Origin of the sequence: Polaribacter sp. Hel_I_88, from assembly GCF_000687935.1 — a bacterium.
In the GTDB taxonomy this organism is placed as follows: Bacteria; Bacteroidota; Bacteroidia; order Flavobacteriales; family Flavobacteriaceae; genus Polaribacter.
In genome coordinates, this window is record NZ_JHZZ01000001.1 from 3038804 (window position 1) to 3054224 (window position 15421).

The window sequence follows — 15421 nt, forward strand, 5'->3', positions numbered from 1 at the left end:
AGAAATTATGGCAAATATTAAGAATTTAAAAAAAGATATTAATTACGTTTTAGGTGATGTTATTGAATATACTTTAGATGTATCAACCTTAAAAAACGAGCAAAAAAAAGGAGACCAAATTGTAGATGAAGCTATTGAAACTTTTGATGGTTTAATTGCAAAAGTAAACGCAAAAAATGTTGAAAACAAAAAGGCGCATTACAAAGCAATTAATCAAGAGTTAGAAACGAAAGCTAAAGCTTTGGTTGAAAAAGTAAACAGCTTATAAATTTAACAATTTGTAAACAAAAATTTAAGACCAACATTTAAGATATATGTTGGTTTTTTTATTATATTTGGTAAAGTAATAAAAAACAGGAAATTACGTTTAGATAGTAACATTAAATTTTTAAAAATGGCTAGAGCAATGTTTGAGTACACCAAGATAATTTTGAAAAAAGTAAGTTTTAATTCAGAATTGTTTTGTAGAGAATTAGAGAAATCTTTACAAAGATTATTGCCTTTTGAAATTCAAGAATTAACAATTTGGCTAAAACAATTTACAGCAAATAAACCAGAGCTATTTGTCTGTTTAAATCTCATAAAATCATAAAAAAAAGGAGCTAAAATAGCTCCTTTTTTTTATGATTTTAATCTTTTGAATCTGATCGTTTTTTTCGATACTTTTTCATTAATTTTCTAGCAAAATCCATTTCAGAAATTTGTAGCTTTATTATTTTTTTAGCTGATAAAATTCCTTCCATTTTAATAATAAAGTTTTTTTGAGATTCATACAATTGCTTGTCTGTAAGAAGTTTTAAAGCTATCAATTTTTTTGCATCGGCTTCATTTAAACTGTCAATTTCTTCAGTACTTTTAATGGATTGTCTTAGAACTGATTTGTAATTAATTCGTAAATCATTTTGTTCTTTATCAAACTTATTATAAATAGGCCAAAATTTTTGAGCTTCTTCAGTTGTTAAACTCAATTGTTCTGTTAAGTAAGCAACCTTTAAAGCCTTTATTTTTTCTCTACTTTCCTCTCTAGTTTGGGCATTTATAGCCAGTACGTAAAAAAGAGAAATGCTTATAAAAAGGATTATTTTTTTCATGATATATACTTTTAATTCAATTCATTTAATAAAGATGTATTGTCTATTGAGTTTATATAGTCCTCAATGCTTTCATCTTTAATTTCAGTAAATAAAAATTCGTTTTCTTCTAAAATATCATCTTCGTAAACTGTCGAAATATCAGTAGAATGAATTGTGTTTGTATCTAGCCAATATTCAATATCACTATTAGAAAGTGAATCTAATGTTAGTTCATCAATGGTGTTAAAAACAAAAGCATTTAAACCAATAAATAAGATGATAGATGCAGCTGCTGCAATTGGAATCAATTTAAAAATACGTTCTTTAAAAGAAATAACTTTTGTTTCTTTTTCTTCGGATGAAATTCTTTGTAAAATGTTATTTTCTAAATCATCAAAATAATTTTCTGGTACTTTAAATGCACTTTTGTTGCCAAAATTTTCTTCAGCAAGTTTTGTTAGAATGCTATCTTCTAAAGTATCAAAATAATTGGTTGGTGCAGAAAAACCAGTTTTTTTGCCAACTTTATTGTTGATGTATTCAACGCTATTTTTTAGTTCATTTTCCATTGTTATTTAGACCTTTAAAATGCAAAAAGGTTTAATCTGTTTTTGTTTTTATATATTTTTCTATTTTCTTAACTGCATGAAAATAAGACGCTTTTAATGCACCAACAGAGGTTTCTAAAATTTCTGATATTTGCCCATATTTTAATTCCTCAAAATATTTCATATTAAAAACAAGCTGTTGTTTTACAGGTAAAGTAGCAATTGCTTTTTGTAAAATAAGTTGAATTTCATCACCAGAAAAATGCACATCACTTTCTAAAGTACTTGCCAATTGTTCATGATAATCAGAAATATCTACATTTCTTTCTTTGGCTCTCTTATTAATAAAAGTAATAGATTCGTTAGTGGCAATTCTATACATCCAAGAATACAATTTACTTTCTCTATTAAATTTATTGATATTTCTAAAAATTTTAACGAAAGTATTTTGTAATACATCATCTGCATCATCATGTACCAATACAATTTTACGAATATGCCAATACAAACGTTGTTTGTATTGCGTTATTAAAACACCAAAAGCTTTGTCTCTGGTTTTAGGATTCTGTAGTTGTTCTACTAATGTAATTTCGTCTATCAAAAACCATTTTTATAATTAGACAGAAAAATAGAAAAAAGGTTTAATTAAGAGATTTAATTTTTGCCTCTAGTTCTAGAGTAACCAAATAAACGTTTTTGTTTAATGGTTTCTGCAATACCTTCTGGTAACATTTCTTCCCAACCTTTTTCACCATCCATAATCATTTTTAAAACGGTTCTAGAAAAAATATCCAAACTATTTTTATCAAAATCTTTAATATCTACAAGTCTACCATTATTATTAAAAAACTTATACAATTCCTTAACTCTTGGGTGTACTTTTAAGTTGGTGCTGTTTATGTATTCATCAGCTTCTTGATCATGATAAGGATACATATAAACTTTTAAATCTCTGTGGAATAATTTACCAAAGGCTTCTAAAATACCACCACTTAAATCTCGATAGTATTTTTCTTCAAAAATTTGAATTAAATTGTAAACGCCCATAGCCAAAGCCATTCTTTCTTTGGTGAATTCGCTAAAATACTCTACCAATTTATAATATTGTTGAAAGCTGGTAATCATTACATTTTGTCCTAAAGAACATAGTAATTCTGCTCTGTCTAAAAAGTCTCTTTCATTAATTTTACCCTCTGCAGTTAAATTACTTAACGTAATTTCAAAAATAACTTGTGTTTTTTCCTCCTTTACTTTTGTTTCGTTTAAAAACATTTTTTTGGATTGTTCAAACATATCCATGTTTACTTTTGTAACAGGCCTAAAACTGCCACGTAAAGCTAAAATGTTTTTTTTGTAAAGTACTTGAGCAGGTAATAAGTTGTTTCCATCAGGTCCAAACATAACTGCGTTTGTCATGCCGTTTTTAAGGAGTTGTAAACTCATCAATCTGTTATCAACATACATAAAACGTGGCCCAGAGAAATTAATCATATCAATTTCTAGCTGATGATTTCCTAAGTTATCGTAAAAAGATTTTACCAATTCTTTAGGGTTATCATTTAAATAAAAAGCACCATAAATTAAGTTTACACCCAAAATACCAAGCGTTTCCTGTTGCAAACGAGCATCTGTTTCTTTAAAACGTAAGTGCAAAACAATTTCATTATAACCTTCTAAAGGATCTAATTGAAAACGAATTCCAACCCAACCATGGCCTTTAAATTTTCTTGCAAAATCGATTGTTGTAACTGTATTTGCGTAACTAAAAAATAATTTATCAGGATGTTTTTGTCTGCTTAACCTGTCTTCAATCAAGTCAATTTCATGACGTAACATGGTTTGCAAACGAGGTTGAGTTACATAACGTTTGTCTTCTTCCATTCCATAAATGGCGTCAGAGAAATCTTTATCATAAGCACTCATTGCTTTTGCAATAGTTCCAGAAGCAGCTCCAGATCTAAAGAAATTACGCGCAGTTTCTTGTCCTGCTCCAATTTCTGCAAAAGTTCCGTAAATATCTGTGTTTAAATTTATTCTTAATGCTTTACTTTTAGTAGTGGGTACACTACTAATTTCTTGATCTCCTCTTAAAGAAATTGCCATGTATGGATTTTTAATTTCGTAAACAAATGTACTAAATTAGAACGCTACCAGTCAATTTTTATCTTATTTTTGTTGCAATGAATACTGATAAAAAACTGTTAACGATTACTTTTTTAGGAACAGGAACCTCACAAGGCATTCCAATGATTGCTAGTAAAGATCCTGTTTGTTTGTCAAAAGACATAAAAGACAAACGTTTAAGATCTTCTATTTTAATTTCTTGGGACGATGTAACATACACCATAGATTGTGGCCCAGATTTTAGACAGCAAATGTTACGTGAAAATGTAGCGCTAATAAATGGCGTTTTTTTTACGCACGAACATTCAGATCACACAGCTGGGATTGACGATTTAAGACCTTATTGCTACAAAATAGGAGAGATGCCTATTTATCTAAATCAAAGAACTTTAGTTAGTTTGGAAAAACGATTTGAATATATTTTTTGCAAAGAAAATAGATATTCAGGAGCGCCAAGTGTGTGCCCAAATATTGTAGATGAAAACGCTTTTTACGTGGATGATTTAAAGGTAACTCCTATAGAAGTTATGCACGGAAATTTGCCAGTTACAGGCTATAGATTTCAAGATTTTGCGTATTTAACAGATGTTAAAAGTATTGAGAGTTCAGAAAAAGACAAGCTTAAAAATTTAGATGTTTTGGTTGTAAATGCTTTAAGAATTGAAGAACATCCCACGCATTTTAATTTACAAGAAGCCTTAAATTTTATAGAAGAATTGCAGCCTAAAAAAGCATATTTTACGCATATAAGCCATAAATTAGGTTTTCATGAACAGGTTACTAAAAATTTACCAAAAAATGTTTTTTTAGCTTTTGATGGTTTAAAAATTATTGTATAGATTTTTATAATTTGATATTTAGTGTATATTTGTCTACAAAGCTATTATTTACAGCTATTTAGTGAAACCTAAAAAGTGTAAATAGCACTACCAATCTAACAAATATAAAATGACAAAAAATTCCGAAGAAAATAATGAACCAGCTTCTAACCAGCAAGTTGATTCTAGAATTGCAGCAGTAAGAGACCTGATATTTGGAGAAAATATCCAAAAATACGATTCTGAAATTGCAGATGTTTACGATAAAATAAACATACTTCAAGAAAAAAATGCCAAAGCATTAGCTGATGCAGTAGCCAATATCGAAAATAAACTAGCTGATTTAGAAAGTTTAGTAGATCATAGGTTTCAAGATATGACCGATGATTTAGATAAAAAATTGGCAGATTTAGATGATGAAAAAGCTGACAGAAGAAAATTAGGAAAAGCTTTAGAGAAAATTGCACAGATGTTGCAAGAATAAATGGAAAACCTACCTGTAGATCATAAAAAAGAAAATCGATTTGAACTACTAAAAGAACTTTTATTAACAGAAGACAGAAAAGAATTTGAATCTTTAAGAAATGAATTTTTAAAGAAAGAGGATTTTAAAAATGAGGTTAAACCTGTTATAGATAACAAAATTGACGATTTAAAAGATAATTTTTCTGATTATTTTGGCGATCAAGTTACGCAAGCTATAAAAGTTCAAATTAGAGAATCTCAAGACGAAGTCGTAGAAGCTCTTTACCCAATTATGGGTAAATTGATTCAGAAATTTATTGTCGCAGAAATTACAAAACTTTCAGATACCATTAATAAAACTATCAACGATAAATTCTCATTAAAACATATTTTAAAAAGATTATTTAAAGGAAAAAAAACAGATGCAGAAGATGTTTTACAAACCGTTTTTGCAGCAACCATAGAAGAAGTTTTTGTGATTGAAGAAAACTCAGGTTTGTTAATTGGTAGTTATTCAAGAGGTAATATTGCAGATAAAGACATGATTTCTGGAATGTTAACCGCAATTAAATCTTTTGCTGAAGATGCCTTTTCTAAGCAAGGTCAAGATTTAGAAGATATTAAATTTGAAACTTTTCAGTTATCCATGTATAACTTTAAATCGATATATATTGCCACTGCAACTTCTGGCGTTATTACTTCTGAATTCAAAGAAGAATTGTCAGACAACTTAAACACTTTAGCAGAAAAAATTTTACGAGATAGAACTTATTTATCAGATGAAATAAGGCTAAATGCTTTAATCGAAAACATTTTAATAAAAGCCCCAGCATAAAACTCTTTTCAATATGATTGCAAAAAAAGTACTTCTTGTTGGTAATTTTGGTGTTGGTAAAACATCTTTAATAAGGCAATTTGTTTTAAACGAATTTTCTGAAGATTATATTAGTACCATTGGAGTTCGAGTAAGTACAAAAATTGTAAGTTTAAATGGTGAGCAAATTAAACTGTTAATTTGGGATGTTGCTGGTACAAAAGATGATGAAAAAGTACCAAAAGCTTATTTTTTAGGAGCCAGTGCTGCTATGTATGTGTTCGATTTAAATAGAGAGGAAACCTATTTAAATTTAAAAAATCAATTGGAAGTCGTTAAACAATTATCGGGTTTAAAAGAAATTTTAGTAGTTGGTAATAAAAAAGATTTGTTAACAGCTAACGAAATAGATCAAGTTAAAAAAATAATTGAAATTCCTGTAGATTTAATTACCAGTGCAAAAGAAAACGAAAATGTAGAAGATGCTTTTACAATTCTTGCCAAACAATCTCTAAAATAAAACTTTTGACGCCAGCTAAAATTGAAAATGTTTTTTTAGAAGTAATTACCAACCAACAAGGTATTATTAAAAACATACTTGCTGGTAAATTTGCTATTGAAGAGTTTGTTGTTGATACTTCAATTTTTGAAACTTGCCCATTTTTATTCGGAACTTTAGAGTTGCTTCCAGAAAAAGAGTCTTTTTTGATGGAAGGAATGGTGATCACTTCAAAAAATAAAGAATACAATACAGATGTAGAATTGTTTAAAGATGGTGAAGAAATTACAATTTTACTACATAATAGAACAAGTGTTTATAAAGTTATTACTGAGTTAAATCAAAATAGGAATGATTTATTTTTTATGAAAAGAGAAATTTCAGAGAAAAATAAAGAGTTGGCTATTTTAAGAAAAGCATCAGACAAAGCAAACGAAGAAAAGTCACGTTTTTTGGCAATTATGAGTCATGAAGTTCGGAATCCTTTAAACACCATTTTAGGATATACCAACATGATTGCTGAAGAAAATTTGAGCGATAAAGTTAGAGAATATGTGAGCTATTTAGCGTTTTCTGGTAAAAACTTAAAAGTTATTGTAGATGATATTTTAGATTTATCCAGAATTGAAGCTGGTAAATTAGAGTTGGCTTTAGAGGAAATTAACGTGAATAAAATTGTACAAAGTAATTTTATCAATTTTAAAAATCAGCATACAAACGATTTTGTTGCTTTAGAAATTTCTACTTCAACTAAAATTCCAGCAACTTTAATAGGAGATGGAGTTAGAGTGAATCAAATTTTGGCGAATTTGATGAATAATGCACTTAAATTTACCAAAGAAGGTAAAGTTTCTGTTCAAACAGAAATTATATCAGAAAATGAAAAATCAGCTGAAATTAGATTCAAAATTACAGACACAGGCAGAGGAATGACTGATGAACAAACTGCAAAGATTTTTGAGGAATATAGGCAAACAGAATTAGATGATAACCGAGTTTTTGGGGGTGCAGGTTTAGGGTTATCAATTGTAAAACGTTTGGTGGGTGCTATGAATGGCTCTATAACTGTAGCAAGTAAATTGAATGTGGGCACAACTTTTTATGTGGAAATTCCGTTTAAAAAGGTTCTAAATACAGTTAAGAAGCCAATTACTGAAGTTGAAAAATCAACCAAAAAAAGTTTACAAGGAAAACGAATTTTATTGGCAGATGATGATTTGTTGAATCAAAAAATAACTTCACATATTTTAAATAAAGAAGAAGTAATTATAACTGTTGCAAAAAATGGCTTAGAAGCCTTAGAAATATTAAACGTACAAGATTTTGATCTTGCTATTTTAGATATTAACATGCCAGAAATAACAGGAGATACTTTAATTCAACAAAAAGCAACTTTTAAGAAAAACAATCAAATCCCGTTTTTAGCTTTAACAGGAAATGCCACACAAGAACACAAAGAAAATTATTTAAAAATTGGTTTTACAGATGTTATTTTTAAACCTTATAAGTTTGATGAATTGATTGGGAAAATTGAAGGGTGTTTGTAGGTGGTTTTGCTAACGTTTGTGTATAAGAAAAGTTATGTATTTTAAGTAATAAAGTTACTAAATAAAACACGGACCAAGAAAATCCTTGAGGATTTTCGTAAGTAAGCTTTTACCAGTATTTTTTTTATACTTTTTTGCAACTGGCTTTAGTTATTTCGTTCGTTTTATTTTTAATGGATATTGTCGAGTATCAAAAACATCAGCGATTTTAATAAGTCCATTTTCAATATCTACTGAATAGATTATGTTATAGTTTGTATAAATTATATATCTGTACTCAGTTTTTCGTTCTTTAAGTAATTGCTCTTCTTGACCAATAAAAGATAAGTTTATTAATTTTTTTGGTTCATTAATGATTCCTTTAGTGATTTTTTTTGCTAATCTCTCGTTAACTTCTTTTTTATAATATTCGTAAATTTTGTCAAGTTCAGTTTCTGCAAATTCAGACCAAATAATTTCAAATGTCATTATTCGTATTTCGCTAAAAGTTCAGAACTGCTTTTAAATCGATTATTTTTAAAGTCAGATTCTGATTTGTCAATTCGTTCATTAAATTCAGCTATAGTCATTGGTTCAAGTATTTTCTCGGAAGTCTTTTTTTCTTTCCTTAATATTTTTTCAAGACGAGAAACGATATCTTCACTTTGAAGATTTAAAAATTCTTGTACAAATTCTATTTTTCGGGTTTCTAAACTCATTTTAATTTGCTTTTACCAAAGATACTAAAATTTCAATTTATTATCTATTTTTCTTTAATTGATGGATTTTTATTTGCTTGTTGTTAACTTGGTTAAATATTACGAGTATTAATTCGTTATATGTAAAGTTAACGAAGTTAAGAGATTAAAAAATAAAAAATCAACAGGAAAAATCCCCTTCCTACAACCTCTCTTCAATCCACTTTTTAAAACTATAAAAGTTTTGTGGAGCAACTCCATGCCCAACATTGTATTCGGAATATACATTTTGTAAACCTATATTGTCTAAAAAAGGTTTGCTTTTTCTTGCCCAATCTACAGGTAAAACTTGGTCTACAGAGCCATGAGAACAATAATAATCAGTTTTGATGTCTTTAGAGATCGTTTTCGGAATCATTTCATCATTTATATAGCCACTCAAAGCAATTACATGCTGTACTTTGTTTGGATACATAAAACTCAAAGAATAACTTAAAATAGCACCTTGACTAAATCCTAATAAAAAGGTTTTGTCAGGATTTGTGTTGTATTTTTCTTTAATTTCATCAATAAAATCAGCAATTTTTGTTAAAGATTCCCTAGCTTGTTTTAAATCGGAAAATTTACCTTTTACAGCATCAAAATTAATAGCATACCAAGCATAGCCTCCATAACCCATTTCGTAAGGTGCTTGTGCACTTATAATTAATAATTCTTCAGGCAATTCTTCAGCAAAAGAAAATAAATCTTCTTTATTGCTTCCATAACCATGTAATAAAATTAATAAAGGTGGGTTTTTAGTTTCTTTCGTTGGTTTTCTGATACTATATTCTAAACTCATATTTTTTTTGTGATGTTCAATTTTGAAGTAATGATTGCATTATAAATTCAAAATAGACGTGTTATTAAATCCAACTTTTCGATAGGATTTTGTATTCGTAATTTATTAAAATTGCATTTTAGGAATATTGTTTTAAAACCCAATAAACCATTTTTGAAAATATTCTCCAATATAGGGTATCAATTTTTCTTCCCCTTTAAAGGAACCAAATAAAGAAATTATCCAACCTATAAAAAGGAAAACTCCAACAATCCAACTAGCAGTAGCTCCTAAAGATTTATAAATTAAAACACCATTTAAAAGTTGAACTAAATTTAAACCAATCATTTGTCGTATGTAAAAACTTGTAAAAGTGTTTTTTTCGTTTAAATTCAATGCAAAAGCAATGATGATACCAATAATCCAAAAGTGACTAATAATGGCAGGAATTTTTCCATTGCTAATGGTTTTTTCGGTATTTATGTTTATTCTATCCATTTTACTTTAAAATTAATTGATTGTTTGCGAAAATTCCATAAACATTACCTTTTAATTTTTTGCTGATAAAAGGGCTGTTTTTAGACGTTGATAGAATATCGTTTTTCGTAAAAGTTATTTCAGTATTTGGATTGAATAAAGTAATATCAGCAATATTTCCTTTTTTAATAGCGTGATTTTCAACTCCAAAAATTTCTCTAGGTTTAGTGGTAATACAATTGATAAAATCATCCAATTCTAAAACTGAATTCATAGCTCCAAAAGCACTTTCTAAACCAATAACACCATCTTTAGCTTCGCTAAATTCTACTTTTTTATGTTCAATATCAATAGGATTATGATCGGAAGTAATAACATCAATCACACCAGATTTTACTGCTTTTTGCAACGCTTTTATATCGTCTTTAGTTCTTAAAGGCGGATTCGTTTTAAAATTACTATCAAAACCATGCAGTTCATTGTCGGTTAAAACCAAATGATGAGCAGCAACACTGCAAGTAACTTTCAAGCCTTTTTTCTTGGCATCTTTTATTAATTCAACCGATTTTGCTGATGAAATTGTTGGAATGTGCAATTTGCCTCCTGTATATTCTAGCAAAAATAAATCTCTTGCAATTTGAATGTGTTCAGCCAAAGCAGGAATTCCTTTCAAGCCCAATTTAGTGCTATTAATACCTTCGTTAGCAATGCCTTCTCCAGCAATTTTGTTGTTTTTTGGGAAACTCAACACTAAACCATTAAAATTTTGAGCGTACAAAAGTGCAACTTTCATTAAGTTGTCATTCTCAATAGGTTTGTTGTAATCGCCAAAGGCGACTGCTCCAGATTGTTGCATGTCATACAATTCAGCCATGTCAACACCTTCGCTGTTTTTTGTTAAAGCAGCAATTGGGTACAATTTTACAGCAGCATTTTGAGCTTTGTTAATTAAAAACTCAACATCCGATTTCGAATCGATAACAGGATTTGTGTTTGCATTTACAGCGATAGCCGTAAAACCACTTTTTGCAGCCACTTGCAAACCGTTTTTAATGGTTTCTCTTTCTTCAAAACCAGGCTCTCCCAAAGAAACACTGGTATCAAACCATCCACAAGAAACGTGTAAATTTTCTACGTTTACAAGGGTGTAATTCTCTTTTTGTGCAATGGAATCTGCAATTTTTTCAATGTTTCCATCACTAATTAAAATGTCTTTTTTTTGTTGATGATAAGGACTTGTGGCATCTATAATGGTTGCGTTTTTAAGAAGCGTACTCATACTCATGGTTTATAGAATTTTAAAATCAAAATTTCTAATAACAAAGATACAATTGCCAAGGCTAAAAACCATTTCCAAAGCCAATGAACTTCGTTTTTATTATTCAGGTTGATGAAAAAATCTTCAATTGATGAAGAAAAATTGATGTCTGAATTGACATCTTTTACACTATTAATGTCTAAAAATTGCAACAAACTCTCTTCTTTAGGATTGTTAAAAGCGATGGTTTGTAAGGTATCTTTTTTTCTGATAATGTGATAAAAACCAGCCTCAGTTGGATTCTCTTTTGTGGTAATCGTTACTTTATTTTGATAGGTTTGTTGAGCAGGAATAAATGAAGAAGCTACATTTACAATCGATAAAATTTCATCTTTTTCGATTTCAGTTTCAACATCAATCACATTTTCACTATCTAAATGATAAAATAATTTCGAGTGTTGAAAGCTCAATTTTCCGAAATTATAAAAAACGGGCACAATTAAAGGCGAATTTAAAAAGTTGCTATTTTCTTTAGATAGCGAACTCGAAACCCAAAAGATGTTTCCATCAGCATTATTTATTTGACTTATAAAGTCTGTTCCGTTTTCAAAAGAGATAATTTTACTGCTATTTTTTGATAGAATAGGGTAGTGGCTTTTTACAATCGGATATTGAAAATTGTTTACTTTTTTAGAAAAAACATTTTGAAATAAAGGGTGACTGAAATTGATATTTGTAATTTTTAAAGTGTCAGAAATCTTTGATTGTATTTTTACATTTGAAATAGAATTCAAAAATAAATTATACGATTGTAGTTCTATTTTTGAATTTGGAATCATTACAATTGTGCCTCCTTTTTTAGAGAAATCTAGTAGGCTTTTAGATAAACTTTCTGGGATGTTTTCTAACTCATTTAGGAGAACAATTTGTTGTTTTGGAATGCTATTATAATTCACATTTTGAACGGTGGATTCTGTAAGATTAAATTCGTCTTTTGTGTAAATTTTGGATAAGAAATCAGTACTATTTCCAATGCTTAAAACGTTTATTTTTTTGGTTGAATTTAAGCTAAAATAAAACGTGTTGTCAAAAGAAAAAGTATCGCTAAAAGTAAGGGTTATTTTTCCTAAAAATTTTGGTTGATTCTGAATGGTAAATAAAATAGTTTTTGTCGAGTTTTTATCAATAGAGAAGGATTGTTTGCTAATCAGTTTTTCATCATTAAAAATAGCAATAGGAATGTTGTTTTTTGCTTCCCCTTGATTATTTACAAGAATATTTACAGTTAAGTTTTCGGTATTTGTGTTGTTGATAAAAACGCTGTCAATAGAAATGTTATTTTTCTTGGAAGCCTCTAGTTTTATGACCGAAAAAGCAGGTGTTACATTTGTAAACTCGTTATTGTAAGTATTCTGAAAATCAGATATTAGTATGTTTTTATATAAAGTGTTTGTTTGCTTTTTGTTGATGCTCTTTATTTTTAGTAAAATAGTGCTTACATCTATTTTTTTAGCGGTATTTTTAATGTTTAAAAGTGCTGTTTTAAGTTCTTCAAAAGAAATGTCCGAAGAAAGATTAGTATTAGTTTGTAATGAATACATATCTTTTTCAGAAGCATTTTCGATAATTTCTTGCGCCGCTATTTTTAGTAAATTTCCTTTTTCTCCAGTTGCATTTGTGCTTAAAGAATTGTCTAAATAAATAAAAGTATGCTGTTTTGTCTCTGTAGTTTTATTGCTAAAATACGGTTGAGAAAACGCAAAAAGTATCGCTGTAAATAATAGCATTCTAGTAGCTAAAATTAACCACTTTTTGATGCGTGAACTTTTACGAGTTTGTTGTACTAACTTCTTTAAAAAAGCAACATTGGTAAAAGGCACTTTTACAAATTTTTGCAACTGAAAAAGATGTATAATTATGGGGATAATTAACAGTGCTAAAAAGTATAAAACTTCAGGATTTTTAAATTGCATTTAGTGGTTGAATTAGTATTTAGCAGCGCCAATATTTTCTGAACTTTTTTTGATAAAAGAACGCAAATCTTCGTTAGCTTTTTCTAAATCTTCTTTACGTAAATACATCATATGTCCACTTCTATATCCCTTAAAACTCATCCTATTTTTCATCTTTCCACTTGGATCAATTTTACCCATTGTGTATTTTGCAACTGAGTATGTGGTGGCTCCATCATAATAACCAGATTGCACTAAAACTTGTAAATATGGGTTTTGAGCCATTGCTTTTCGTAGACTTTCTCTAGCATCTTCGTTTTCAAAATCCCAATTGCCAACGGGTCCAAACATATTGTATTTTACATCGGTTTTAAAGTTTAAAATGTTTTGTGTGTAATAATTTATAGCTGGCGTAAAAGAATGCAGCCAAGAAGTTAATTCTGGACTATAATCTGGACTTGTACCAATTTCTTGTCTATCAATTCCTAAATACCTGCTATCTAAACGTCCAATAGTTTGGCCTGTTTTGTCTCGTAAAAGTTCTTTCCAGAAAAAACTTGGTTTCATTTCTAAATTTTGCTGTAATAAAACTCGTTTTTTAATGCCTGTAAAACGTGCCATTTTTTCTGCAACCGAATTTCGTTCTTCATCAGTAATATTGCCACCTTTAGCAATTGCAGGTAATAATTCGTTGTAAGAAAAAAGTTCGGCTTCTGGTAAAATCTCTTCTAAATCTTTTTGTTGTAAATCTGCAGGTAACATTTTATGATACCAAGCAGTTGCTGTAAAATAAGGTAAATTCATGGCAATATCTTCAGAACCACCAGTTCTAATTACTTTATAATCTGCAGGCGAAACCATAATTACACCATTTAAATACATCCATTGTCTGCCTTGCAATTCGTTTGCCAATTGCATAACTCTTGTGCCTCCATAACTTTCACCAATAATATATTTTGGAGATAACCAACGATTATTTCTAGTCATAAACGTCGTTAACCAATCTGCTAAATATTTAGCATCAGCATTTACGCCAAAGAAATATTTTTCATCAATTTTTTCTCCTTTTTCTAAAACTGGTCTTGAATAACCAGTGTTTACTGGGTTTATAAAAACTATATCAGCAACATCTAGCACAGAATAAGGATTGTCTTGAATTCCATAAGGTTGAATTGGATTTCCTTCATCATCAATCTTTAAAATTTTTGGACCTGTATATGCAATATGCATCCAAACAGAGGCAGAACCAGGACCACCATTAAAAGACATAATTAAAGGTCTTTTAGAATTGTCTTTTACATCAGTTCTTGAATAATAGGTATAATTTAAAGTCGCTACAATTTTTCCATTGCTGTTCCAAACTGGTTGCATACCAGTCATGGCTTTGTATGGAACGTTTTTACCTTTAATAATTACAGAATTTGTAGTAATTACAGTGGTGTCTAAAGGGATTCTAGAATCCTGAGCAGTAATACATTGATAACTTAAAAAAACGAGAACAAAAAGAATTTTTTTCATGATGTTTGAATTAAAAGACTAAATTATCATAAAAAAAATTAATATTGATAGGTTGTTAATTTCTATTTAAAACTTTTCGAAAACTCCTAAGCCAAAAAGTGCAAAATCATATTTAACAGGATCGTCTTTATCGAGATTTCTTAAACTTTTATCTAATTCAGTTAAGGCTTTCCAGTCGTTTTGTGTTCTCTTTAAAATTTTTAATTTACGTGCAACATTGCCAGAATGTACATCTAAAGGACAAGATAAATTTGCAGGATTATGCGTTTGCCAAATGCCAAAATCTACACCAGTATTATCATTTCTAACCATCCAACGTAAAAACATATTAATTCGTTTGGCAGCCGAATTTTTTAAAGGATCAGAAATGTGTTTTTGTGTTCTTTGCTGATGTTCAACTTCAAAAAATAATTTTTTAAAGTGATGAATGGCAGTTTGGTAGTTTTTTGTTTTATCAGAAATTAATAGGGCATTTTCTAATCCATTATGATTTTTATAAATATGTTGTAACGATTTTATAAATTGCTTAAAATCGACTGAATTAAAGGTTCTGTGCACAAAACTATCAAAAGAGTTTAAATCTTTTTCTTGATGATTGATGATAAAATCGTGTGGAGAATTGTCTAATAATCCCATCATTTTGTAAGAATTTTTGATAATCATAGTTCTGTTTCCCCAAGAAATGGTGGCTGCTAAAAAAGCAGCTATTTCTATATCTTCTTTCTTTGAAAATAAATGTGGAATTTGAATAGGATCAGATTCTATAAATTTTGGATTGTTATATAAAATAACTTTCTCGTCTAAAAATTCTTTGAGTTCGGCTTTTTTCAT

At 29.0% G+C, this 15421-nt stretch carries 19 protein-coding genes; 7 read left to right on the forward strand and 12 right to left on the reverse strand.

Annotated elements, in window-relative coordinates:
- The first annotated feature begins 7 nt into the window (after window positions 1-7).
- Both P161_RS0113440 and P161_RS0113445 read left to right on the forward strand, forming a co-directional pair.
- The gene (locus P161_RS0113440) at window positions 8-268 is read left to right on the forward strand and encodes a hypothetical protein (RefSeq protein WP_026777456.1); all 261 of its coding nucleotides are present in this window, start codon (window positions 8-10) and stop codon (window positions 266-268) included.
- Window positions 269-394: 126 nt separating this feature from the next.
- Complete coding sequence (locus P161_RS0113445; protein WP_026777457.1) at window positions 395-592, forward strand: hypothetical protein; 198 nt, start codon at window positions 395-397, stop codon at window positions 590-592.
- Window positions 593-629: 37 nt separating this feature from the next.
- Here P161_RS0113445 and P161_RS0113450 read toward each other — a convergent pair whose 3' ends face one another.
- The 4 genes from P161_RS0113450 to P161_RS0113465 are packed head-to-tail and all read right to left on the reverse strand — an operon-like array spanning window position 630 to window position 3724.
- Window positions 630-1091, reverse strand: a complete 462-nt coding sequence (locus P161_RS0113450) for a flagellar basal body rod protein FlgC (protein ID WP_026777458.1) — start codon at window positions 1089-1091, stop codon at window positions 630-632.
- Between the two features lie 11 nt (window positions 1092-1102).
- Complete coding sequence (locus tag P161_RS0113455) at window positions 1103-1642, reverse strand: hypothetical protein (RefSeq protein ID WP_026777459.1); 540 nt, start codon at window positions 1640-1642, stop codon at window positions 1103-1105.
- Window positions 1643-1673: 31 nt separating this feature from the next.
- Window positions 1674-2222, reverse strand: coding sequence for an RNA polymerase sigma factor (locus P161_RS0113460; RefSeq protein ID WP_026777460.1), 549 nt, complete (start codon window positions 2220-2222; stop codon window positions 1674-1676).
- Window positions 2223-2275: 53 nt separating this feature from the next.
- On the reverse strand, window positions 2276-3724 hold the full coding sequence (locus P161_RS0113465; protein WP_026777461.1) for a hypothetical protein: 1449 nt from the start codon (window positions 3722-3724) through the stop codon (window positions 2276-2278).
- Window positions 3725-3801: 77 nt separating this feature from the next.
- On the opposite strand from P161_RS0113465, the gene P161_RS0113470 reads away from it, so the two are divergent.
- The 5 genes from P161_RS0113470 (at window position 3802) to P161_RS0113490 (ending at window position 7888) form a co-directional block, all read left to right on the forward strand.
- The gene (locus tag P161_RS0113470; RefSeq protein WP_026777462.1) at window positions 3802-4584 is read left to right on the forward strand and encodes an MBL fold metallo-hydrolase; all 783 of its coding nucleotides are present in this window, start codon (window positions 3802-3804) and stop codon (window positions 4582-4584) included.
- Window positions 4585-4693: 109 nt separating this feature from the next.
- Entirely contained in the window at window positions 4694-5047 is a 354-nt protein-coding gene (locus tag P161_RS0113475) for a hypothetical protein (RefSeq protein WP_026777463.1), read from the forward strand.
- Window positions 5048-5863: a hypothetical protein gene (locus P161_RS18640; RefSeq protein WP_051605757.1), complete on the forward strand. Its 816-nt coding sequence runs from the start codon at window positions 5048-5050 to the stop codon at window positions 5861-5863. It abuts the gene before it with no gap.
- Between the two features lie 13 nt (window positions 5864-5876).
- A complete protein-coding gene (locus tag P161_RS0113485; protein ID WP_026777464.1) occupies window positions 5877-6362 on the forward strand; it encodes a Rab family GTPase in 486 nt (161 codons plus the stop codon).
- A gap of 5 nt (window positions 6363-6367) precedes the next feature.
- Window positions 6368-7888, forward strand: coding sequence for an ATP-binding protein (locus tag P161_RS0113490; RefSeq protein WP_026777465.1), 1521 nt, complete (start codon window positions 6368-6370; stop codon window positions 7886-7888).
- 150 nt (window positions 7889-8038) lie between these two features.
- Here P161_RS0113490 and P161_RS0113495 read toward each other — a convergent pair whose 3' ends face one another.
- From P161_RS0113495 to P161_RS0113530, 8 genes are all read right to left on the reverse strand, one after another.
- Window positions 8039-8356 carry a type II toxin-antitoxin system RelE/ParE family toxin gene (locus P161_RS0113495; RefSeq protein WP_026777466.1) on the reverse strand — a complete coding sequence of 106 codons (318 nt, stop codon included), beginning with the start codon at window positions 8354-8356 and terminating at the stop codon, window positions 8039-8041.
- Complete coding sequence (locus P161_RS0113500; RefSeq protein WP_026777467.1) at window positions 8356-8586, reverse strand: hypothetical protein; 231 nt, start codon at window positions 8584-8586, stop codon at window positions 8356-8358. Before P161_RS0113500 ends, P161_RS0113495 begins: the two co-directional genes overlap by 1 nt.
- A 181-nt stretch (window positions 8587-8767) precedes the next feature.
- Window positions 8768-9406: an alpha/beta hydrolase gene (locus P161_RS0113505; RefSeq protein ID WP_026777468.1), complete on the reverse strand. Its 639-nt coding sequence runs from the start codon at window positions 9404-9406 to the stop codon at window positions 8768-8770.
- Window positions 9407-9538: 132 nt separating this feature from the next.
- Window positions 9539-9883, reverse strand: a complete 345-nt coding sequence (locus tag P161_RS0113510; RefSeq protein WP_026777469.1) for a hypothetical protein — start codon at window positions 9881-9883, stop codon at window positions 9539-9541.
- Between the two features lies 1 nt (window position 9884).
- Entirely contained in the window at window positions 9885-11141 is a 1257-nt protein-coding gene (locus tag P161_RS0113515; protein ID WP_026777470.1) for a dihydroorotase family protein, read from the reverse strand.
- Between the two features lie 2 nt (window positions 11142-11143).
- Window positions 11144-13093, reverse strand: coding sequence for a BatA domain-containing protein (locus P161_RS0113520; protein WP_026777471.1), 1950 nt, complete (start codon window positions 13091-13093; stop codon window positions 11144-11146).
- Between the two features lie 12 nt (window positions 13094-13105).
- Window positions 13106-14590 carry a S10 family peptidase gene (locus P161_RS0113525; protein ID WP_026777472.1) on the reverse strand — a complete coding sequence of 495 codons (1485 nt, stop codon included), beginning with the start codon at window positions 14588-14590 and terminating at the stop codon, window positions 13106-13108.
- 66 nt (window positions 14591-14656) lie between these two features.
- Window positions 14657-15421, reverse strand: coding sequence for a TIGR02757 family protein (locus P161_RS0113530; RefSeq protein WP_026777473.1), 765 nt, complete (start codon window positions 15419-15421; stop codon window positions 14657-14659).